Raw genomic sequence first — 19,910 nt, 5'->3', positions numbered from 1 at the left:
TCGTCAACTTCCCGTCGGGCGGAAGAATTCGGTCGCCGTGCGCACCAGGATGCTGATGTCCCGCCAGAGCGACCAGTTGTCGATGTAGGCGTTGTCGAACCGGCAGCGGTCCTCGATGGACGTGTCGCCGCGCAGCCCGTTGATCTGGGCGAGCCCGGTGATCCCCGTCGGCATCCGGTGCCGTTCGCTGTAGCCGGGATGCGTCTCGCTGAACTGCACGACGAAGTACGGGCGTTCGGGCCGCGGGCCGACCAGGCTCATGTCGCCGCGGAAGACGTTCCACAGCTGGAGGAGTTCGTCCAGCGAGGTGCGGCGCAGGAACCGGCAGAACCAGGGCATCTGGTGCTCGTTGGCGACACTCCAGCGCGTCGCGGACTCGATCGGGTCGGCGGGCCGGTGGGTGCGGAACTTCAGCAGGGTGAACGGCCGGCCGTCCTTCCCGATGCGCTCCTGCCGGAACACCACACCGGGCCCCTCGCTGAGGCGCAGCCAGACGGCGCAGGTCAGGAGCACCGGGGAGGCCAGCACCAGCAGCACGGAGGAGACCGCCAGGTCCAGGGCGCGCTTGCCGGGGTGCAGCGGGAGGACCGGCCCCACGACCGGCCGGCAGCGGAACCCCGCGAGATACCGTCCGGCCGTCCGGTCCGCCGGGACGTACGCCGAGGTGTCCGGCTCCAGCTCCCAGATCTCGCAGTGCAGTTCGGACAGGCTGCGCAGCCAGTTCCGGTACTCCGGGGCGCTGGAGCTGCCCAGCAGGATCGCCCGCCGGACCCCGTTCTGGATCACCGCGCGGCGCATGTCGCCCGCGGTCGTCAGCACCGGCAGCGCCGGTGCCGCGTCGCTCGCGCGCTGCTCCGCCGCACCGTCGCTGACGATGCCCACGAGGCGGACCCCGCTGCGCGGGTGGCGCTGCAGGGCGGCGGCGACGCGCGCGGCCGTCGGCTCCGGGCCCACCAGGAGGGTGGTGCAGGGCCGCCGGACCAGGGCCGCCCGGCGCCGCCAGTAGACGAGCGCCCGCCCCGCGAGAGTGAGCACGGCATGGGCGGCGCCGCCGGTGAGCAGCGCCCGGGAGCCGATCTCGTGCAGCGGCGGCAGACCCGCCGAGACGGCCGCCAGCACGCACCAGGCGATCGCGACGCGTCCGGCGACGGCGGGGCAGTCGTCGAGCATCAGCCGCTCGTCGACGCGGCGGTACAGACCGGCGTTCCGGAGCAGTGCGAGGACGAGGAGGACGAACCCCGCCAGCAGCAGCGGATGGCGCTGGAGCGGGGTGAGGGCGACCGTGCCGAGCAGGGCCGCCGTACTGTCCGTCGCGAGCAGCAGCGCGCGGGAGGAGTGGTCCTGGACGGGGCTGCCGACCAGGGTGATCCGGCTGCCGGCGGCGGCTCTCTGCGCGATGACCGTGGCGGGGGCGCCGGCCTCTTCGGCGGGCTGCCGGGCGACGGCGGAGGCGGTTCGTTCCGGGGTCACGTGGTGATCGGCTCTCTGCACTCGATGGTCTCCAGACCCAGAAGTTCGCCGTACACATCCGCGACCGCCGCGGCGGTGCGCCGGACGTCGTGGTGCGCGTGCACATGGCGGCAGGCGTCCCGGCCCCGTGCGCGAAGGCCTTCGGCGTCGCGCAGCAGATCGACGAGGGCCCGGGTCACAGCGGCGGGGTCGTCCGGCGGGACCAGGCACGAAGGTGCCGGGTGGGGCGGCAGACTCTCGCGGGCCCCGTCCACATCCGTGACGAGCACCGGGCTCCCGCAGGCCATGGCCTCCAGCGGGGCGAGAGCTATGCCCTCCCACCGCGAGGGCAGGACGACCAGATCCGCCGCCCGGTACCAGGGGGCCGGGTCGTCGACCGCCCCGGCGAAGTGGACCGAGGGGGGTGCCGAGGCCCGCAGCCGCGCCAGGTCGGGGCCGTCGCCCACCAAGGCCAGGCGGGCCTGTGGCACCTCGCGCAGGACGCCGTCCCACGCCTCGACGAGGACGTCCTGGCCCTTCTGGCGGCACAGGCGTCCCACGCACACGACGAGCGGGCCCGGGGATCCGTCGGCCGGCCCCGGCTCGGCGGGCCCCTCCGGATGGAAGCGCTCCAGGTCCACCCCGTTCGGGACGAGCCGCCACTGCGCGTCGATCCCGTGGCTCTCGCCCGTCTCCCGCTCGGCCCGGCTGACGCAGACCACCCGGGACGCCCAGCGCGCTCCGCGCCGTTCCCAGGTCAGGGCCATGCGCGCGCCGAGCCCGCCGACCGCTTCGAAGGACCAGGCGTGCGGCTGGAAGACGGTGGGCACGCGGCCCCGGACGACGAGCCGGGTGATCAGGCCCGCCTTGGCGCTGTGGGCGTGGATCACGTCGGGGCGGGTCCGGGCCACCACGTCGGCCAGCCGGCGCGCCTCCCGCACCACGCCCCGGTGCGGCGACCGCACGGCCGGCCATTCCAGGACCTCGCAGCCGAGGGCGGCCACGTCGTCGGGGAGCCCGCCGGAGGGCGGGCAGGCCACCGAGACCTTCATCCCGGCGGCGAGCTGCCCGCGCACGAGGTCGGCCACCACGCGCGCCACTCCGCCATCGACCGGTTGCGTCACGTGAAGCACGCGCGGCGGCAAGGGTGCAGACGTCACAGGTATCGCCTTTTCCATGGCTGAACTGAGGAACGCGGCTAGGCCCGGGCGTCGACGGCGCCGAAGAGCACCCCGACCCACGCCGTGTCCCTGGTGGAGACCAGCCGGAAGTCCAACGCCCTGCCGCCCCGGCCGACGGCCTTGTCGAGGGAGAACACGTCGGAGTCGTAGCCGAGGGTGTTGTCATGAGCGGGAGTCCGCTGCAGCGGCCGCTCGCCCGGCTGGCTGATGGTCGAGTTGAGGACATCGCCCGCGGGGTTGGCCCGGTCGGACAGCGCCACCGGCGCGCCCCGGCCGGTCGAGACCGTCAACGAGTCGCCGGTCCGGCCGCGGTCACCGTTGTAGGCGACCAGCCCCGCGTAGCCGCCCGCCCCTTCGGCGAGCGGCGCCTTCACGTGGAAGGACTTGCCGGCGTGCTGCCCGGCGAAGGTGTCGAACCCGTCCCGCACGAACAGATGCCGCAGCGGCTCGGACTCGTTCTCGTACGCGGCCACGAGCGTCCATCCGCCCCAGGCGCCCGCGGCGGTGCGCCCCATGGCGACGTTCAGCTGCGCGACGGTGTACATGCCGGACCCGCTGGACCGCACCAGGTCGGTGACGTCCGCGGAGGCCTGGTAGGCGTCCGCTCCGCCCGCGACCCGGTGTCCGACCACGGTGTCGGCGAGCACCTGCTTGTACTCGCCGCCGGGCTCCGCGACCAGCACGCGCCCGTTGTCACGCGGCGGCTTCTGCTCTCCGACCCGGAGGTTCCCGCCCCAGTACAGACGTGCGTAGGTCACGCGCGATCCGGCCGGTACACGGACCTCCGCGGCGGACGAGTTGTACGTGTTCGGGTCGCGGTCGATGTCCGTGTAGAACATGTCGAAATCGCCGTTGCCCGCCGTCGCGCCCGCTCGCGCCTCGGCGCACCCGACCTTCTCGGTCGAGGCGGCGCCCCGGCAGGTGATGGCCGCGTTGGCGGCGCGGACGATCCCGCCGTGCAGCACGGCGTCGTACCGCTCGGTGAACGGGATACGGGGCTTCTCGGCGACCGGCTCCGTCGGCGTCGCCGTCGCCTGACAGGGCAGGGACACCGCCGCCAGGGACAGCAGACCCACCGTCACGCGGCGCAGGAAACAGCCTTTCGAATTACGCACGGCCGGCTTCCCTTCCAGGAATGAACAGACGTTCTGCAGCACCAGACAGGTGAATAGGAAAATCACACTTATCTGTTGACCCCTTGCAGCGCATACCGCCCGAACGGGGAGCCGCCAACAGTAGCGGCAAGAAAGTGAGTTTCACTTGATACACGATGTGTGTTGGAGTTGTGAAATTGCCGCTCCGGTCATGTCGACACCCTGCGACGCACTTCAATGACCCAACGGACATTCACCCGTTCGGGGCCGCAACTCCGTACGGGGGCTCCCCGTTGCACCACGAGCCGGGCACCTGTCCCGGCCGAACAGAATGACCTCAAGGAGCATGTTCATGTCGCGTACCGCGAAGGCAGTCGTTTTCTCCGCCGTGGCCGCCGCCGCCATGGCCGGCACCGCCGGCATCGCCGCCGCCGACAGCGGCGCGCAGGGTGCGGCCACCGGCTCCCCCGGCGTGATCTCGGGCAACGTCGTGCAGGTCCCCGTGCACGTGCCGGTCAACGTCTGCGGGAACACCGTCAACGTCATCGGTCTGCTGAACCCGGCCTTCGGCAACAGCTGCGTCAACAGCTGACGCGCGCAGCCCGGCTCTTCCACAGCCGCCCCTCTTCCCAAGGGGCGGCTGTTTCTTTTCGCCCACCCCCGTGCCCCGTATGGAGGTGGGTGCCCGACAGTCGGCCGCAGGGCCTCTCACCAGGAAGAACGACAGGGACGCGAGCACGGGACGAACACGGAGAGCGGCGGTTCGGTTGCAGGTCGTAGTGGGTCATTCCACGGTGATCTCAAGCACCAACACACCCTCGAAGGGGAAAAACATGCCCGCTTTGCCCGTACGGCGCCTTGCGACCTCCGCTCTCTGCGCGTCCCTCCTGATCGGCGCGGCCGCTCCGGTCTTCGCCGCGGACTCCGCCAGTGAGCGCGTCAGCCGCACGGTTGTGTCATCCGCCCCGGTGCCCGGAGCCGATGCCCTGCTGAGTCAGACCAAGAGCCTGCACGACACCGGTGGGGTCCTCACTCCGGTCACCGACCTGCTCGACGCCATCCTCAAGACGAAGGACGGCAAGCTGCCGGCCGACGAGGCCCAGAAGCACGCCGACGCGGTCAAGACCGCCATCGACACGGCCAAGGAGCAGGCCGCGTCCGCCCCGGTGCCGAAGGCTCCCGAGGGGACGGTGCCCGACGACGCGAAGGCGCCGCTCGACGTCAAGGGCGACGCCCTGACCGCACTGCAGTCCGCGGTGGACGCTCTCGTGAAGGCGGCGACGGCGGGCGACGTCACTGCCATCGCCACGCAGGCGCCGGTCGTCGTGACCGGGCTGGTCAACTTCGTCGCGGCCACGCTGCTGAGCGGCGGGCTGCCCGCCCCGAACCTGCCCGGCCTCCCGGAGCTGCCCAAGCTGCCGGCCGCCGAGCTGCCGTCCACCCCGGCGCTCCCCGAGACGCCGGCCCTGCCGCAGACCCCGGCCCTGCCGCAGGCCCCGGCTCTCCCGCAGACGCCGCTCTCCTCCTAGCCGGATCCAGCCGGCGCCAGCCGGAACGCGCCTGTGGCGAAGCAGGCGCCTGAGCCCGTCGGGGCGGCCGAGTCGGCCCGCCCCGGCGGGCTCTCGGCATGCCACGAAACTTCATATTTACGCCCGCAGAACCGTTCTTTCGAGTGGGGAATCAATAATCATGGGCGCCCCGGGGTTTCCGTCGGCGAAGTCGGTCGTTGGGTAAAGAGAAGCGAGACATCGGGCATTCAGAATGCCTCGGACAGTGAATATTCCATGCCGATGACGAATTGTCATCGAGGAAAGGATAAACAATGAAGGCTATGAAGGCCGCTGCTGTTGTCGCCGGTTCCATGGTGATTGCCGGTGCCGCTGCCCCCGCCTTTGCCTCCGACCTCACTCCGACGAGCCTGAACGGTGCCCTGGACACGGTCACCAGCCAGCCGACGCTCGATGTCGCGCCGGTGGACAGCAACCTTCTCGACCCGAAGAACGACGACGGTCTCGTCGGCACCGTCTCGGGTGCCGCGGACGGCCTGAACCCGGGTGGCGCCGCCGCCCCCGGCAGCCTGCTCGGTGGTCTCCCCGTCGGCCAGTAACCCTTCTTCGCCCATTGATCCGAATGGGCGAAGGGTTTATGAGGGTGTGTCTTTGCGGCAGCCCGCGCAGACGGCCCTAATACGATCCAGGAAACCCCCTGTAGGAAGGCTCGTGAAATGAACACTGCCAAGAAGGCCGCCCTCGTCCTCGCCACCGCCGGCCTCGCCGCGGGTGCCGCTTCGGGCGCCGCTTTCGCCGACGGTGGCGCTCACGCCGAGGGTGCCGCGGTGCAGTCCCCGGGTGTCCTCTCCGGCAACCTCGGCCAGGTCCCGGTGCACGTTCCGGTGAACGTCTCCGGCAACACGGTCAACGGCATCGCCGGCCTCAACCCGGCCTTCGGCAACACCGCCGTCAACGACTGACACAGCGCAGCGTTCATTCGCACGCTGGGCCACGCATCGAAGGCTGGTTCGGAACCTCCGGGGTTCCCGAACCAGCCTTCGGCGTTACCGCCCTCAATTCATCGCGAGCGAAAGTCAAACCGCTGTGCGTGAATTCCTCGATCGAGTGTGCTTCGTTCCGCCGATCGAGTGACAGCGCGGCGGCGGACAGAAGCTGTCTCGCTAGGCTTCCTCGGTGACTTCAACGCCGAGCATTGACACCACGTTTCGAGCCGCCGATCTCGGAACTCTCGCCGTCATCGCCTGGAGTGGGGAACACGTCGAAGAGGAAAGCGATATGCCTTTCCTCCTCGCCTACTCCCTGGGTGATTCCCCGGCGGGTCCCGAGGCCGCGGAAGCAGCCGTGGCGGCCCACCTGCACAACAACGGGCTGACCGTGGGCACGACCGTCCACGACGGTGCGCGGCATCCGAGCTTCCCCGTCTCGCTGCTGGTCGAGGCGGGCCAGGCCGTCGTCTCCATGCCGCTGTTGAACGCCCAGTGCCCGGTGCCGCCCGAGTGGCTCGCGGCCGCGGAGGCACGCGGGAGCGCGTACTTCATCTTCACCACCCGGCCCTGGCCCACCGCGGCCCCCGGCCGGCCGGTACCCGAGGGCGAGCTGGAGAAGTTCGCGGGCGCCGAGGAGACCCTGACCGCGGCCGCGCACTGCATCCTGCCCATCCGCCGTATCCGCTCATAACCGCCCCCACATGCGTCCGTGGTGCAGCGGCGGATCGGCGGGCTGCCGACCGACACCTCTGCACCACGGCGGATGACTCCTGGTGGGCCTGCTCAGCCGAGGCCGACGCCCAGGCCCAGACCGAGGTCGAGGCCGTGGTGGTGCCAGTGGTGCCAGCACTCCCAGTCGTCGCCGCACGGGTGGGCTGCCGTGGAGCGGACGGGCGTCTGGGGCGTGGCCGCCTGGGCCGTACCGGCCAGCGGCAGGAAGACGGCGACGGCGAGCAGGGCGGCCACAGAGGTCCGCCGGGCGATCTGCTTCACGAGAGAAGTCCTCTCTGTCTGTGTTGGGGACACGAATGACGCTAATGCCGCCGTCCGCGCTTGTCGCGCCGAGCGTCACCACTGAGGACTCTCCGTAATCATGCCTGTTCGTAGCCAGTTGGAGGATGCGGTGAGCACGGACCAGCAGAGGGCCGCAGCGCCCGCCCGGCCTCAGGTCGGCCGCCAGTACACGCGGGCCGAGGACGCGGCGCCCCACGCCGAGCGGGCCAGGGGTGCGGCGCTGCTCATCGTCCTGACCGGGGTGGCCGGACTGCTCGCCTCCTGGGTCATCACCCTCGACAAGTTCAAGCTGCTCGAGGACCCGAACTTCACCCCCGGGTGCAGCCTGAACCCGGTGGTCTCCTGCGGGAACATCATGAAGAGCGCGCAGGCGTCCGTGTTCGGGTTCCCCAACCCGATGCTCGGGCTCGTCGCGTACGGCATGGTGATCTGCGTGGGGGCGAGCCTGCTCGCCGGCGCGCGCCTGCCCCGCTGGTACTGGCTGGGCTTCAATACCGGCTGCCTCTTCGGCGTCGGCTTCGTGACCTGGCTGCAGATCCAGTCCCTCTACCGGATCAACTCGCTGTGCCTGTGGTGCTGTCTGGCCTGGGCAGCCACCATCGTCCTGTTCTGGTACGTGACTTCGTTCAACGTCCGCACCGGTCACCTGCCGGCGCCTTCCGGGGCGCGCGTCTTCTTCGCCGAGTTCTCCTGGGTGCTGCCCACGCTGCACATCGGCGCCGTCGGCATGCTGGTCCTGACGCGCTGGTGGGACTTCTGGACCAGCTGACTTCGCGTCAGCAGTTCGGGTCCGACGCGCACCCGGCCGCGAACCGCCCGTAGATCGTGAGCAGATAGCGGGCCTTGAAGCGGAGCGCCTGCGGATCCAATGGCGTGGTCAGGACATCCGCGACCTCCAACTGGGCCGCCTCGACCACGAATCCGGGCAGGTGCCGACGATCGGACAGCGTGATGACGGGAATGCAGCGCATGGGCGCGAGCCTGCGCATGTACCGGACGACCTCGAGCCGGTCCGCGGCGGGCGGCCCCACCGACAGCACGACCAGCCCCACGCCACCCCGTATCAGGGCCTTGAGGGCTTCGTCGTTGGAGGAGGCGTCGACGATCGGGACGCTCAGCGGGGTGAGCGCGGCCTCCAACGCCCGGACACCCCAGGCGCATTCATCGATCAGCAGAATCTTCACGCGGGGAGACCTCGACCTTCCTCCGGCCGCCTCGGTCGTGGGCGCAACAGAAAGCAGCGCGCGATCTCGGCTGCGCCGACAGAGGGATTGTCCTGCACATCGGCAGCACAGAAGGCCCACTGTCCACGAATTAGTCCCGCCGAGGGAATTCTGCACTGATGTCGCAGGAAGGATCGTTACCCCTGATGCGTCATCATCCTGAGATGAAGGGGATCAAACCCGAAATGAGCATCAAAGTAAGAGGAACGATCGCGGTACTGGCCGGCTGTATCGCCGCCGCCGCGGGCGCCACCCCTGCCGTCGCGTCGGGGCAGGTGCCCGTCGAGGTACCGCTCGGCGGCGTGGAGAGAGCGCTGCACATGGACGTTCCCCGGCTGAGCACCGCGGCGCCCATCCCGATCCCCGGTACTCCCGAAGGCCCCCGGTACGAGAAGGACCACGTACTGCCGCAGGGCACGGTGCCGCGGCTGCCCCTCAGCAGCGAACTGCCCGCCACCGAGGCCGAGGTGCCGCTGCCTCGGCTGCTGGGCCCGGAGGACGCCGAGCACACCGACCGGCTGGGCCTGGACACCGAGGCGTCCCCCGTGCGGACCCTGACGCCGGGTGCTTCCGTGAATCCGCCGCTGACCGGCCCCCGGCCGCACCGGTTCGGGCTGCCGGAGGTCTCGGCTCCGCAGGCCGCTCTCGGTACCCCTGACGTGCAGGCGCAGCCCGGGGCGGACCTGGCGCTGGGCTGACATCCCGAGGTGGGCCCGGCCCACCCGCCGGCCCGCGCTCGTGACCACAGGCGGGCCCCCACACCTGCAGGAGGAGATGGTCGTGAATCCCCATGTGTCGCTGACCGGCGCGCGGGCGGCGAAGAGCGTCACGGTGCCGGCGGACACCGGCCGGACACCGGGCGCGCAACCGCTCCTGACCCGGCGCAGCGCGGGCCTGATCCTGCTGGGCGTGGCCGCCACCGCGACCGCCGTGGTCCAGGTCCGTCCGTTCCGCTCGCCGGAGCCGGCCGCCACGCCCGAGACGTTCGACGAGACGTATCGCGGGCGGCGGATCACCGGCGTCCGGGTGCCCGGCTCGGGGGCGGGCGCGGCCCCCGAGTGGCAGGTCGCCGTCGACGGGCGCCCGCTGCACCTGATGCGCCGGGCCGACGGTTCCTACCTGAGCATGGTCGACCACTACGAGTCGTACGCGACCCCGCTGGCCGCGGCGCGCGGGGCCGTGGCGGAGCTCGGCGACCAGGCACTGCGGACTCCCGAGCGAGAGGTGTGAGGACCGGTGGCCCACGTTCGGCAGAACCAGAGCACGCTCACCAAGGCGCAGAAGAGGCGTTTCGTGGACGCCGTGCTCACCCTCAAACGCAAAGGCCGCTACGACGAGTTCGTGCGGACGCACATCGATTTCTATATGGGCGACGGTGACGGCGGTTTACGGGTGGCCCATATGACCCCGTCGTTCTTTCCCTGGCACCGGAAATTCCTGCTGGAGTTCGAGAGGGCCTTGCAGAAGGTGGACGCGGGCGTCACGGTTCCGTACTGGGACTGGACCGTGGACCGTACTCCGGCCGCCTCTCTGTGGGGTGAGGACTTCCTCGGGGGCAACGGCCGCGGCTCCGACCGGCAGGTGACGACCGGGCCGTTCGCGCGCCGGCTCGGCCACTGGACCGTCACGGAGGCCGTGACGGACGGCGACTTCCTCATGCGGGACTTCGGTCGGCCGCAGGCCCCGGTCGATCTGCCGAGCAAGGACGAGCTCGCCTGGGCGATGAGCGAGTCCGAGTACGACGCGAAGCCGTGGAACTCGCTCGCGCCCAGCGGGTTCCGCAACCGGCTGGAGGGCTGGCCCACCCGCCGCGGCGATCGCACCTGGTTCAACCACAACCGGGTGCACCGGTGGGTGAGCGGCCACATGCTGGGGGCCGCCTCGGTCAACGACCCGGTCTTCTGGCTGCACCACGCCTTCGTCGACCTGTGCTGGTCGCGGTGGCGGCAGCGCCATCCGAAGGCGGCTCCCTATCTTCCGGTGGAGCAGCCCGGGCTCGGCGACGCGCAGCACGGCCGCGTCCTGGTCGCCGGCGACACCATGCCGCCGTGGAACACGCCCCTGCGCGACATGCTCGACCACACGTCGCTGTACCGGTACGAATGACCGCCCGTACACACGTGACGGCCCCCGGCACCGTCGGTGCCGGGGGCCGTCATCAGGGCGCTGCGCGGGGAACCACCGGTCGTGTCAGCCGGAGTTCACCCGTACTCCCTGGAGAGTCAGCCGCCGTAGCCGGCGTCGCCACCGTCGCTGTTGACGCACGTGTTGCCGAACGCCGGGTTCAGCAGGCCGATGACGTCGACGGTGTTGCCGCAGGCGTTGACCGGGACGTGGACGGGGGCCTGGAGCAGGTTGCCCGACAGGACACCCGGCGAGTTGGTGGCTTCGCCCTGGGCGCCCGCGTCGGCCATGGCCAGACCGGCGCCGCTGAGCACCACAGCACCCGTGCCGAAAGCGACAGCGGCTGCCTTCGCGATGCGAGACATCACGTTCTCCTTTTGCTTGGCAGGTGCGGCCGCGTGGTCGCAGCCGTCGCCTGTTCAACGGGCAGGGCCCACAGGCAGTAACGGCTGATAGCGGGATACATCCTGAAAAAGACAGGAATCCGGCCCGCGTGATCGACCGTCATCCCGTCGTTCCCGTTGTTCCCGTTGTTCCCGTCGTTCCCGTCGTTCCCGTCATCCCGGTCAGAAGACGGGGACCACTGTCTTCCCCGCGTAGACGCCTCCCCGGCACACCTGAGATCCGCCGCCGGCGTCGCCTCCCTCTTCCCAGCGAATGACGCCACCGCCGACCTGGCACTCGGCGGGCGACAGATAGTCCAGGTCGAAATGCGGCCGGCGCACGAAGGCGAACCCCGGGTCGGATCCCTCCGCGGCGGGACCGGCGCCCTTCACCTTCTTGACGCACCGATAGGCGTCACCGCCGCCGTAGACCCGGAACACGGGAGCGCCCCCTTGCGCCCGGCACTCCCGCGCGGTCAACAGCACAGGGGGGTCCTGGGTGTCGGCCGTCGCCGGGGACGAGGGAAGCCAGGCGAGCGCCACGGCACCGAGCAGGAACGCACATCGCGTGAAGAACATTCTTGGGTACGCCTTTCCGTCACCGCCCCCCACCGGAGCGGCCGGGCAATTCCAGACTGATCTCGTCCGCGGCCCTGCGCAGTCGGAGAGGACTGAACGGGGCGTCCCGCTGCCGGGAGAAGAGAACAGCTCAAGAACCACCGGGCCGCCCTGTCGTTTCCTGAGTAGTACCCAATCGGTACTTTCCGGGCTCGCGCGTGTCGTGCCGCGCGGGTCCGGCCGCATTTTTCGAGCAGCGCCATCACCTGAAGCGGAGGAGCTCATATGAAGGTGGTCTGCGCCGGCGGGGGGCCCGCGTCCCTGTACCTGGCCATTCTTCTGAAACTGCAGGACCGCGACCGGGACATCACGGTCCACGAGCGCAATCCCGAGGGATCGACGTACGGGTGGGGTGTCACGTACTGGCCGGACATGCTCGACACCCTCAGGGCGCACGATCAGGTCTCCGCGCGCGCCATCGAGGAGCATTCGGTGCGGTGGAGCGACGGCGTGGCGCACGTCGGCGGGCGCACCACGGTCCACCACGGTGACGAGGGTTTCGCGATCGGCCGCCACCAGTTGCTGAGGATCCTCGCCGAGCGGGCGTCCTCCCTGGGGGTCGAGGTGCGCTTCGGTCATCCGGTCGCGCCCGGCGACCCGGCCCTGGACGGCGATCTGGTCGTGGCCGGGGACGGGGCGCGGAGCGTGCTGCGTGACCAGCACGCGGAACACTTCGGCACCCGGGTCGTGTCGGGGCGCAACCGGTTCATCTGGCTCGGGACGACGAAGGTCTTCCGCTCCTTCACGTTCGCCTTCGTGGAGACCGGCCACGGCTGGCTCTGGTGCTACGCGTACGGCTTCGACGGCGAGCACAGCACCTGCATCGTCGAGTGCTCGCCGGGCACCTGGACGGGTCTGGGCCTCGACACCATGGACCGGGACGCCGCCCTGCGGCTGCTGGAGAAGCTCCTGGCCGAACCGCTGCAGGGGCACGAGCTCATCGGCCGTACAGACGTCGACGGACCGTCGCAGTGGCAGCAGTTCCGCACCGTCACCAACCGCGTCTGGTCGCACGGCAATCTGGTCCTGCTCGGCGACGCCGCCCACACCACCCACTACTCCATCGGCGCGGGCACCACCCTGGCAATGCAGGACGCCATGGCGCTGGCCCGGGCCCTGGAGGGCTCCGCACCGCTCGCATCGGCCCTCGGGCACTACGAGCAGGTCCGCAGGCGCGAGTTGCTGCCCCTGCAGAGCGCGGCACGGCACAGCGCCGGCTGGTACGAGAACCTGACCCGGTACATCCATCTGGAACCGCATCAGATGTTCGCCCTGCTCGGGCAGCGCCACTCCCCGTTGCTGCCCTACGTGCCGCCCCAGCTGTACTACCGGGTGGACCGGGCGGTCGACCGGACGCAGGCGCTGCGGTCACTGAAGCGCTGGCTCGGTCACCGGGTCGCGCGCATCTTTCAGAATCAGAACAAGTGACCCGCCATCAGGTGCCCCGACAAGGATGCGCGGAGATTGCGTCGGGATAACGTCCCGTCCCTCCGGCCGGTGCACTTCGTTGAGCACACCATGGAGCAGAAGAGAATCGATCCGACAGACATGTCGAGTCCTCCATCGGACACTCCGATCTACGAAACCGTGGTGCGCCTGTGGCAGGCCCATGGGAGGACGGTGCCGGGGCGGCCCCGGCCGGCGCGGCCGGCCCGTGGCTGGGTGCGGGTCGACGCGGCGACGAAGCCGCGGTTCTGACCGCCGATACGGCCGCCCGCGTACGGGAATTCGACCGATCCCCCGCCTTTCGGGACACGCCCGCCGACGGCTCAATTCGCCGGGCCGGGCGGCGAGCGGCGGTGTGATGGGAAAGTCATATTCCCGCATCTATCAGGGAGATTCGATGCGTCTTCGCGTATTCGCCGCCGCCACGGTGCTGGCCGGGACCTCCGTTCTGGGTTCCGCGGCCGTAGCCTCCGCGCTGGACGGCCCCGACGGGGCCAGCGCCGCCGCGGTCGCCGAGCACAGCCCCGGCGTGCTGTCCGGGAACGTCGTCCAGATCCCGGTCGATGTCCCGGTCAACGCGTGCGGCAACTCGCTCAACGTGATCGGCCTGCTCAACCCGGCGTTCGGCAACGCCTGCGTGAACGGCTAGGTTCCGGGCTCCACGCGAACGAAACAGCGCTCGGGCCGACCTCGGTCGGCCCGAGCGCTGCTCGGCGATTCAGAGGGGCGAACCCCTCTCCCTCACTCGTAGACCCTGTGGGACTCGAACCCACAACCAATGGATTAAAAGTCCACTGCTCTGCCAATTGAGCTAAGGGTCCACGCACCGGCTCGCGCCGACGCACCCCCGAGCATAGCCCGACGGCGCCGCGACGCCGATCGGGTATCGGCATCCCGGGGTGTCCGGGCCCGAACCACCCCCAGGAAGCTCGAACTGGAAATCGCCCTCGTAGACGTTCCAGCCCGTCGCGATCCTCGTCCGCGACGTGGACGAGCCGTTCCCCTTGCCGTCGTTGCGGTACAGGTTCCCGGAGGTGTCCCGCACAACGAAGTCCGGTGGGCCCGCAGATCCGTACAGCCAACGCCCGGTCGCCTGAAGCTCCTTGACCGTGTGCCCGGCGCCCCGGTGGACACAGAAGTGATGGCGCGTTGCACGGGCTCCCGGACGACAAAGCGGGCCCACCCGTAGAGGGGTGGGCCCGCTTCAGCGATCAGTGCTGACCAAGATCAGCCGTTGCGCTTCCAGCGCGGCTTGTCGTCACGGCGGCCGAACGACGAACCCGAGCCGGAGCCGGCGCGGTCGTCACGACGGCCGTAGGGACGGTGGCCGCCGGTGGAGGGGCGGTCGTCACGGCGGTCACGGTTGAACGGACGGTCGCTGCCGCGGTGGCCGCCGGACGGACGGTCGTCACGGCGGAAGCCGCCACGGTCGTTGTCACGACGCTCGAAGCCACGGCCGCCACGGTCGCGGTCGAAGCCGCCCCGCTCGCGGTTGTCGCGGTTGAAGCCGCCACGGTCGTTGTCGCGACGGTCGTCACGGCGGAAGCCGCCACGGTCGTCACGGCGCTCGAAGGAACGGCCACCGCGGTCGTTGTCGCGACGGTCGTCACGGCGGAAGCCGCCACGGTCGTTGTCACGACGCTCGAAGCCACGGCCACCGCGGTCGTCACGGCGCTCGAAGGAACGGCCACCGCGGTCGTTGTCGCGACGGTCGTCACGGCGGAAGCCGCCACGGTCGTTGTCACGACGCTCGAAGCCACGGCCACCACGGTCGTCACGGCGGTCACGACGCTCGTAGTTGCCCCGCTCGTCGCGGCGCTGACGCGGCTCGTACGAGGACGAGCGCTCGGAGCGCTCCGGCTGCTGCGGCACCTCGGCGGCGACGGCCGCGGCGACCTGCTCGGCGGCGGCCTCCGCGGCGGCGGCGACGGCCGCGGCCACGCCCTCCTCGTCCTCGCCGCGCTCACGGGCGGCGCGGGCGGTGAGGCGGTCGGCCTCCTCGCGCAGCTCGCCGGCGCGACGGGTGGCGCGCTCGAGCTGCTTGGTCAGGTCGGTGACCTCACGCTCGGCCTGCTGCGCCGCGTTGCCCGCGGACTCGGCCTGCACCTCGGTCATGGACCGGGCGCCGGTGATCTCGGCGACCTCCGGGTCGAAGGCGGCGCCGCCCTGGATGATGTGACGCCCGGCGTCGACGCCCGCGTCCTCCATCAGGCGGAAGATCTGGCGGCGCTGGTGCGGCAGGGACAGGGAGACGACCGTGCCCGTGCGGCCGGCGCGCGCCGTACGGCCCGCGCGGTGCAGGTAGTCCTTGTGGTCGCCGGCCGGGTCCACGTTCAGGACCAGGTCGATGCCGTCGACGTGGATGCCGCGGGCGGCGACGTCGGTCGCGACGAGCGCGTTGACGTAGCCGTCCTTGAAGTCGGCGAGGGTGCGGGTACGCGCGCCCTGCGTCATGCCGCCGTGCAGCGCGTCGGCCTTCACACCGGCCTCGCGCAGCTGCTCGGCGATGCGGTCGGCGCCCAGCTGGGTGCGGACGAAGATGATCGTGCGGCCCTTGCGGGAGGCGATGGCCGCGGTGACCGGCGCCTTGTCCTTGGGCTTCACGATGAGGATGTGGTGCGACATGGTCGTGACGGCGCCCTGGGCGGCGTCGACCTCGTGGCTGACCGGGTTGTTCAGGTAGCGCGAGACCAGGGTCTGGATCTCGTTCTCCATCGTGGCGGAGAACAGCATGCGCTGGCCGCCGGCCGGGACCTGGTCGAGCAGCTCGGTGACCTCGGGCAGGAAGCCCAGGTCGGACATCTGGTCGGCCTCGTCGAGGACGGCGACCTCGACGTTCTCCAGGGAGCAGGCGCCGCGGTTGATGATGTCGCGCAGTCGGCCCGGGGTGGCGACGAGGATGTCGACGCCGCGCTCCAGGGCGTAGATCTGGTTGCCCATGGACGTACCGCCGCAGACGACCTTCATCTTGAGGCCGACCTGGTCGCCGTAGGGCTGCAGCGCGTCCGCGACCTGCATCGCGAGCTCACGGGTCGGGGTGAGGATGACGGCGCGCGGCTTGTGCTTCTCGGTGCGGCCGCCGGACAGGCGGGCCAGCGTCGGGAGGCCGAACGAGAGGGTCTTGCCGGAGCCGGTGCGGCCACGGCCGAGGATGTCCTTGCCGGCCAGGGCGTCCGGGATGGTCGCGGCCTGGATCGGGAACGGGGTGGTCACACCGTTCTGCGCGAGCTTGCGCACGACGCCCTCGGGCAGGCCGAGGTCGGCGAAGGTGATGGTGGGCTCGTCGTTCTCGATCACGTCGTTCTCGACGATCTCGGTGTTCTCGACGGCGGCGTCGATGTTCTCGACGGGGGTCTGGTCAGCAGAAATGGACATGCGAAATGCGAAACCTTCCGGAGTCTCGGCACGCGCCCGTCAACTCCGTGTATTCGCAAATTCGCAAATCGACCGCCTCAATGCGGTCCAGCCACGGCAAGGGAGAGTACGCGCCACGCGGCGCTCCTGTGCGGCGCCGGGCAAATGGGATCAAACGATCTACCACCATACGCACCCCCCACCCCCGAAGGCAAACCGCACCCTTGAGACCCCGCTCACACCGGAGGCCGAGGCACGGGGTCTACGCCGGTTCCCCGGCCCGGGGCGCGGGCTCTCCCACCATCTGCGGAGCGGTCTGCTGCTCGTGCGCGGACGACGACGGCTCCGCGGTCGACGGGGACGGCGGCGGCGTGGGCGTCGGCGTCTCCTTCGGCGGCTCCGGCGGCGTCGGCGTGGCGCGCGGGGTGCTCGGCCGGGTCGACGGAGTGCTTCGCGAGGGCGACGCCGGCTTCGAGGGCGCGGCGCTGCGCGACGCGGACACGGCGGGCGACGCGGACCCCGAGGCCGAGGCGGAGGCGTCCGGGCCCGCCGACTCCTCGCCGGCCGCCCGCGCGCCGACCCGGCCCCCGCCGCCGGAGACCACCGTGCCGCCGTCGGGCGCGGCGTCGCCGCCGCGGTGCGCCGTGGAGTGCGAGGGCGCCGGCGGCCGCCCGTCGTCGGCCACGCTCATGCACCCGGCGGCCGCGGCGACGGCCACGGTGGTCGCGGCCAGACGGCCCAGTCGAAGGGCACTAAGCGATACGGACAGCTGGCGCACGGGACGCACCTCCGGGCACGTGACGGGGTCACCGTTCCCAACTCCCGCGCCCCACAAGAGGACACGCGCCACGACGGCACGGCACAAAGCCCGCACAAACGGCGCCCGGCCGAGCCCCTCAGCCGTACCCGAGAGCGTGCAGCCGCGCGTCGTCGATCCCGAAGTGGTGCGCGATCTCGTGCACCACGGTGATCTCGGTCTCCGCGACGACGTCCTCCCTGGACTCGCACATCCGCAGCGTCGGCCCGCGGTAGACGGTGATCCGGTCCGGCAGCACGCCCGCGTACCACTCGCCGCGGTCGGTCAGCGGGGTCCCTTCGTAGAGCCCGAGCAGCTCGGGATCGTCGGCGGGCGGCTCGTCCTCGACGAACACCGCGACGTTGTCCATCAGCCGCGTCAACTCGGGCGGAATCCGGTCGAGCGCCTCGGCCACCAGTTCCTCGAACTCCTCGCGCGTCATCTCCAGCACACGGCCCATTGTCCGGTACGACCCCGCATATCCACCCGTCCACTTGGGCATACGGGAGCAATGGCCCGCTCCCCCGCTGCCGCCATACGCCGAGCCCTGCGCCGTACACGGGGCGCACGCACCGCCCCGTCGGCTCTCCTGCGCCGCTTCAGAACCAGGGAAAAACCCCGGCCCCCGGTCCAGGTCCTGGAACCGGTCCACCAACCCCACCCCTACAGGCGAGCGGTCGGCCTGGTCGCGGTCGTCCTGCTGGGCGCCTGGCTCGGGCTCCTCGTCGTCGGCAGCATCCGCGCCCCGGTGGGCCCGATGGACACCCGGATGACCCTGCGCCCGTCCCTCTCCGGCGGCACGAAGATCAATGTGTCCCCGCTCGGCGCCCTGGAGCTGAAGTCCCACACCGCGCCCATCCGCCTCGACGTCGACGTGGACCGCCTGGACCCCGTCCGCTCCCGGGCCCTCGTCGACCACCCGGAACGCATCTCGGGGCTCCAGGACGAGGTGGCCCGCGACGTCGAGCACGGCACGCTCGACCTGGCCGTCCGCTCCTGCGTGGCCGTGGTCTCCGGCGCGACGGCGCTCGGCCTCGCGGTCTACCGGCGCCCGCGCCGCGCGCTGGCGGCCGGCGGACTGGCCCTCGCGCTCCTCGCGGCGTCGGGCGGCACCGCGTACGCGACCTGGAACCCGAAGTCGGTCCTGGAGCCCAAGTTCTCCGGGCTGCTCTCCTCGGCCCCCTCCGTGGTCGGCAACGCCCGCTCGATCGTCACCGAATTCGATGTCTACCAGGAGGAGTTGGCCCGCCTGGTCACCAACGTCACCAAGCTCTACGACGTGACGTCCACGCTTCCCACGTACCGCCCCGACCCCTCCACCATCCGCGTCCTGCACGTCTCCGACATCCACCTCAACCCGGCCGCCTGGAAGATCATCGCGTCGCTCGTGGACCAGTACCGGATCTCGGTGATCGTCGACACCGGCGACACGATGGACCACGGCTCGGCCGCCGAGAACGCCTTCCTGGACCCGATCAAGGACCTCGGCGCCCCCTACGTCTGGATCCGCGGCAACCACGACTCGAAGACGGCGACACAGCGGTACCTCTCCGACCGGAAGCGGTTCAGGAACGTCCACGTCCTCGACGACGGGAAGGCCGTCACGGTCGCGGGCCTGCGCTTCGCCGGCACCGGCGACCCGCAGTACACCCCGGACCGCTCCACCGAGGCCCAGGGCGACCCGGCCGAGAGGATGGCGGGCATTCGGCTCGCCTCGGCGCTGCGCGACCAGAAGGCGGCCGGCACCCCGGTCGACATCGCCCTCGCCCATGAGCCGGCCGCGGCCCGCGAGACGGACGGCGCGGTGCCGCTGGTCCTGGCCGGGCACATCCACCGGCAGCAGACGGAGCTGCTCCCCCTCGGCACCCGGCTGCGCATCGAGGGCTCGACCGGCGGCAGCGGCCTGCGCGCGGTCGACGACAAGTACCCCGATCCCGTCGAGGCCTCCGTGCTCTATCTGGACAGCACGACCAAGCGTCTGCAGGCCTGGGACGAGATCAGGCTCGGGGGTCTGGGCCTGACGAAGGCCGAGGTCAGCCGCCATCTGCCGAAGGAGAACCAACCAGGTGCGACCCCGTCGCCGCGCACCCCGAGCGGTGCCCCGTAAACCGTTTTGGCGATAGGTCCCCGCATCCCATATGCTTCTCACGTCCCCGACGCGCTGCGAAGCGCCCAGGCGGGCCGATAGCCCTCATCGTCTAGCGGCCTAGGACGCCGCCCTTTCAAGGCGGTAGCACGGGTTCGAATCCCGTTGGGGGCACGCACAACCTTGCGCATGCGAATTCGTTCGCACAAGCAAATATGGTCCTGTGGAGCAGTTTGGAGTGCTCGCCACCCTGTCAAGGTGGAGGCCGCGGGTTCAAATCCCGTCAGGACCGCTTGCAGATCACTTCGGTGAACTGCGTGGCTGGGTAGCTCAGTTGGTACGAGCGATCGCCTGAAAAGCGATAGGTCGCCGGTTCGATCCCGGCCCCAGCCACCAGAAACAGAGTCCCGGACGCCATGGCGTCCGGGACTCTGCTGTTGTGTGCCCCAGCAAAGAATCTGGTCTGACAGCAATCGGCTCCAGAGCCTTACCGATGCTGACACGGTGCTGACATGTCAGCACCGGAATGGCATCGTTTCGGGCTCTCGCACCCCTCCCGCTCCCGCGCAGGACCCGTGCTCCTCCAGAGCCGCGCCACATGCTGCCCCATGCAGCAAACAGCAGAGTTACAGTGCACGCGCAGGT

Annotated in this window: 22 protein-coding genes and 4 tRNA genes; 15 read left to right on the top strand and 11 right to left on the bottom strand. The window is 70.6% G+C overall.

The features are described from left to right. Positions 1-3 precede the first annotated feature (3 nt). From ACQUQD_RS21535 to ACQUQD_RS21525, 3 genes are read right to left on the bottom strand one after another with little or no spacing between them, the layout of a single operon-like run. Positions 4-1,470, bottom strand: a complete 1,467-nt coding sequence (locus ACQUQD_RS21535; RefSeq protein ID WP_428953751.1) for a sugar transferase — start codon at positions 1,468-1,470, stop codon at positions 4-6. Then, positions 1,467-2,627, bottom strand: a complete 1,161-nt coding sequence (locus tag ACQUQD_RS21530) for a glycosyltransferase family 4 protein (protein WP_428953750.1) — start codon at positions 2,625-2,627, stop codon at positions 1,467-1,469. Before ACQUQD_RS21530 ends, ACQUQD_RS21535 begins: the two co-directional genes overlap by 4 nt. Positions 2,628-2,647: 20 nt before the next feature. Further along, positions 2,648-3,745, bottom strand: a complete 1,098-nt coding sequence (locus ACQUQD_RS21525) for a DUF3344 domain-containing protein (protein ID WP_428953749.1) — start codon at positions 3,743-3,745, stop codon at positions 2,648-2,650. Positions 3,746-4,076: 331 nt separating this feature from the next. Here ACQUQD_RS21525 and ACQUQD_RS21520 point away from each other — a divergent pair, with 331 nt between their 5' ends. The 5 genes from ACQUQD_RS21520 to ACQUQD_RS21500 all read left to right on the top strand — a co-directional run bounded on the left by ACQUQD_RS21520 (position 4,077) and on the right by ACQUQD_RS21500 (position 6,912). Further along, a complete protein-coding gene (locus tag ACQUQD_RS21520) occupies positions 4,077-4,316 on the top strand; it encodes a chaplin (RefSeq protein ID WP_428953748.1) in 240 nt (79 codons plus the stop codon). Positions 4,317-4,557: 241 nt separating this feature from the next. Further along, positions 4,558-5,253 carry a hypothetical protein gene (locus ACQUQD_RS21515; RefSeq protein WP_428953747.1) on the top strand — a complete coding sequence of 232 codons (696 nt, stop codon included), beginning with the start codon at positions 4,558-4,560 and terminating at the stop codon, positions 5,251-5,253. A 293-nt stretch (positions 5,254-5,546) separates the two neighbouring features. Continuing rightward, complete coding sequence (locus ACQUQD_RS21510; protein ID WP_428953746.1) at positions 5,547-5,831, top strand: hypothetical protein; 285 nt, start codon at positions 5,547-5,549, stop codon at positions 5,829-5,831. 117 nt (positions 5,832-5,948) lie between these two features. Beyond that, positions 5,949-6,194, top strand: coding sequence for a chaplin (locus tag ACQUQD_RS21505; RefSeq protein WP_428953745.1), 246 nt, complete (start codon positions 5,949-5,951; stop codon positions 6,192-6,194). Positions 6,195-6,408: 214 nt separating this feature from the next. After that, on the top strand, positions 6,409-6,912 hold the full coding sequence (locus tag ACQUQD_RS21500) for a DUF5949 family protein (RefSeq protein ID WP_428953744.1): 504 nt from the start codon (positions 6,409-6,411) through the stop codon (positions 6,910-6,912). A 92-nt stretch (positions 6,913-7,004) separates the two neighbouring features. Here the strand turns inward: ACQUQD_RS21500 and ACQUQD_RS21495 are convergent, their stop codons facing one another. Beyond that, positions 7,005-7,214, bottom strand: coding sequence for a hypothetical protein (locus ACQUQD_RS21495; protein ID WP_428953743.1), 210 nt, complete (start codon positions 7,212-7,214; stop codon positions 7,005-7,007). Positions 7,215-7,314: 100 nt separating this feature from the next. Here ACQUQD_RS21495 and ACQUQD_RS21490 point away from each other — a divergent pair, with 100 nt between their 5' ends. Further along, entirely contained in the window at positions 7,315-8,004 is a 690-nt protein-coding gene (locus tag ACQUQD_RS21490; protein WP_428953742.1) for a vitamin K epoxide reductase family protein, read from the top strand. 7 nt (positions 8,005-8,011) lie between these two features. Here the strand turns inward: ACQUQD_RS21490 and ACQUQD_RS21485 are convergent, their stop codons facing one another. Continuing rightward, positions 8,012-8,419, bottom strand: a complete 408-nt coding sequence (locus ACQUQD_RS21485; RefSeq protein WP_428953741.1) for a response regulator — start codon at positions 8,417-8,419, stop codon at positions 8,012-8,014. A gap of 224 nt (positions 8,420-8,643) precedes the next feature. Here ACQUQD_RS21485 and ACQUQD_RS21480 point away from each other — a divergent pair, with 224 nt between their 5' ends. From ACQUQD_RS21480 to ACQUQD_RS21470, 3 genes are all read left to right on the top strand, one after another. After that, positions 8,644-9,156 carry a hypothetical protein gene (locus tag ACQUQD_RS21480; protein ID WP_428953740.1) on the top strand — a complete coding sequence of 171 codons (513 nt, stop codon included), beginning with the start codon at positions 8,644-8,646 and terminating at the stop codon, positions 9,154-9,156. Positions 9,157-9,238: 82 nt separating this feature from the next. Continuing rightward, positions 9,239-9,688, top strand: coding sequence for a tyrosinase cofactor (locus tag ACQUQD_RS21475; RefSeq protein WP_428953739.1), 450 nt, complete (start codon positions 9,239-9,241; stop codon positions 9,686-9,688). A gap of 6 nt (positions 9,689-9,694) precedes the next feature. Then, a complete protein-coding gene (locus ACQUQD_RS21470) occupies positions 9,695-10,564 on the top strand; it encodes a tyrosinase family protein (protein WP_428953738.1) in 870 nt (289 codons plus the stop codon). 116 nt (positions 10,565-10,680) lie between these two features. Here the strand turns inward: ACQUQD_RS21470 and ACQUQD_RS21465 are convergent, their stop codons facing one another. Both ACQUQD_RS21465 and ACQUQD_RS21460 read right to left on the bottom strand, forming a co-directional pair. Beyond that, positions 10,681-10,947 (bottom strand): chaplin, encoded by a 267-nt coding sequence (locus ACQUQD_RS21465; protein WP_428953737.1) that lies wholly within the window; start codon positions 10,945-10,947, stop codon positions 10,681-10,683. Between the two features lie 201 nt (positions 10,948-11,148). Next, positions 11,149-11,544 (bottom strand): hypothetical protein, encoded by a 396-nt coding sequence (locus ACQUQD_RS21460; protein WP_428953736.1) that lies wholly within the window; start codon positions 11,542-11,544, stop codon positions 11,149-11,151. Between the two features lie 264 nt (positions 11,545-11,808). On the opposite strand from ACQUQD_RS21460, the gene ACQUQD_RS21455 reads away from it, so the two are divergent. Together ACQUQD_RS21455 and ACQUQD_RS21450 are read left to right on the top strand one after the other, a co-directional pair. Then, complete coding sequence (locus ACQUQD_RS21455) at positions 11,809-13,011, top strand: FAD-dependent monooxygenase (protein WP_428953735.1); 1,203 nt, start codon at positions 11,809-11,811, stop codon at positions 13,009-13,011. A 415-nt stretch (positions 13,012-13,426) separates the two neighbouring features. Then, entirely contained in the window at positions 13,427-13,678 is a 252-nt protein-coding gene (locus ACQUQD_RS21450) for a chaplin (RefSeq protein WP_428953734.1), read from the top strand. 99 nt (positions 13,679-13,777) lie between these two features. Here ACQUQD_RS21450 and ACQUQD_RS21445 read toward each other — a convergent pair. From ACQUQD_RS21445 to ACQUQD_RS21430, 4 genes are all read right to left on the bottom strand, one after another. Further along, positions 13,778-13,850: transfer RNA gene (locus tag ACQUQD_RS21445), tRNA-Lys, on the bottom strand. 406 nt (positions 13,851-14,256) lie between these two features. Further along, positions 14,257-16,404, bottom strand: coding sequence for a DEAD/DEAH box helicase (locus ACQUQD_RS21440; protein ID WP_428953733.1), 2,148 nt, complete (start codon positions 16,402-16,404; stop codon positions 14,257-14,259). Positions 16,405-16,645: 241 nt separating this feature from the next. Next, entirely contained in the window at positions 16,646-17,161 is a 516-nt protein-coding gene (locus tag ACQUQD_RS21435; RefSeq protein WP_428953732.1) for a hypothetical protein, read from the bottom strand. Between the two features lie 118 nt (positions 17,162-17,279). After that, positions 17,280-17,630, bottom strand: a complete 351-nt coding sequence (locus ACQUQD_RS21430) for a metallopeptidase family protein (RefSeq protein WP_428953731.1) — start codon at positions 17,628-17,630, stop codon at positions 17,280-17,282. A gap of 60 nt (positions 17,631-17,690) precedes the next feature. Here ACQUQD_RS21430 and ACQUQD_RS21425 point away from each other — a divergent pair, with 60 nt between their 5' ends. The 4 genes from ACQUQD_RS21425 (at position 17,691) to ACQUQD_RS21410 (ending at position 19,661) form a co-directional block, all read left to right on the top strand. Beyond that, a complete protein-coding gene (locus ACQUQD_RS21425) occupies positions 17,691-19,286 on the top strand; it encodes a metallophosphoesterase family protein (RefSeq protein ID WP_428953730.1) in 1,596 nt (531 codons plus the stop codon). An 80-nt stretch (positions 19,287-19,366) separates the two neighbouring features. After that, a tRNA-Glu gene (locus ACQUQD_RS21420) sits at positions 19,367-19,439 on the top strand. A 43-nt stretch (positions 19,440-19,482) separates the two neighbouring features. Next, a tRNA-Asp gene (locus ACQUQD_RS21415) sits at positions 19,483-19,557 on the top strand. A gap of 27 nt (positions 19,558-19,584) precedes the next feature. Next, positions 19,585-19,661: transfer RNA gene (locus ACQUQD_RS21410), tRNA-Phe, on the top strand. Positions 19,662-19,910 lie beyond the last annotated feature (249 nt).

The organism is Streptomyces sp. cg35, assembly GCF_050410835.1.
Lineage (GTDB): Bacteria > Actinomycetota > Actinomycetes > Streptomycetales > Streptomycetaceae > Streptomyces.
Note: the sequence above shows the minus strand (reverse complement) of the source record. Positions and strands in the feature narration are given on the sequence as shown.

Excerpts from the sequence above, each read along its gene's own strand:
- ACQUQD_RS21515 (WP_428953747.1), top strand. The coding sequence starts at position 4,558 with ATGCCCGCTTTGCCCGTACGGCGCCTTGCGACCTCCGCTCTCTGCGCG.
- ACQUQD_RS21465 (WP_428953737.1), bottom strand. The coding sequence starts at position 10,947 with ATGTCTCGCATCGCGAAGGCAGCCGCTGTCGCTTTCGGCACGGGTGCT.
- ACQUQD_RS21450 (WP_428953734.1), top strand. The coding sequence starts at position 13,427 with ATGCGTCTTCGCGTATTCGCCGCCGCCACGGTGCTGGCCGGGACCTCC.
- ACQUQD_RS21455 (WP_428953735.1), top strand. The coding sequence starts at position 11,809 with ATGAAGGTGGTCTGCGCCGGCGGGGGGCCCGCGTCCCTGTACCTGGCC.
- ACQUQD_RS21440 (WP_428953733.1), bottom strand. The coding sequence starts at position 16,404 with ATGTCCATTTCTGCTGACCAGACCCCCGTCGAGAACATCGACGCCGCC.
- ACQUQD_RS21460 (WP_428953736.1), bottom strand. The coding sequence starts at position 11,544 with ATGTTCTTCACGCGATGTGCGTTCCTGCTCGGTGCCGTGGCGCTCGCC.
- ACQUQD_RS21480 (WP_428953740.1), top strand. The coding sequence starts at position 8,644 with ATGAGCATCAAAGTAAGAGGAACGATCGCGGTACTGGCCGGCTGTATC.
- ACQUQD_RS21490 (WP_428953742.1), top strand. The coding sequence starts at position 7,315 with ATGCCTGTTCGTAGCCAGTTGGAGGATGCGGTGAGCACGGACCAGCAG.
- ACQUQD_RS21520 (WP_428953748.1), top strand. The coding sequence starts at position 4,077 with ATGTCGCGTACCGCGAAGGCAGTCGTTTTCTCCGCCGTGGCCGCCGCC.
- ACQUQD_RS21510 (WP_428953746.1), top strand. The coding sequence starts at position 5,547 with ATGAAGGCTATGAAGGCCGCTGCTGTTGTCGCCGGTTCCATGGTGATT.
- ACQUQD_RS21425 (WP_428953730.1), top strand. The coding sequence starts at position 17,691 with ATGGCCCGCTCCCCCGCTGCCGCCATACGCCGAGCCCTGCGCCGTACA.
- ACQUQD_RS21505 (WP_428953745.1), top strand. The coding sequence starts at position 5,949 with ATGAACACTGCCAAGAAGGCCGCCCTCGTCCTCGCCACCGCCGGCCTC.
- ACQUQD_RS21530 (WP_428953750.1), bottom strand. The coding sequence starts at position 2,627 with ATGGAAAAGGCGATACCTGTGACGTCTGCACCCTTGCCGCCGCGCGTG.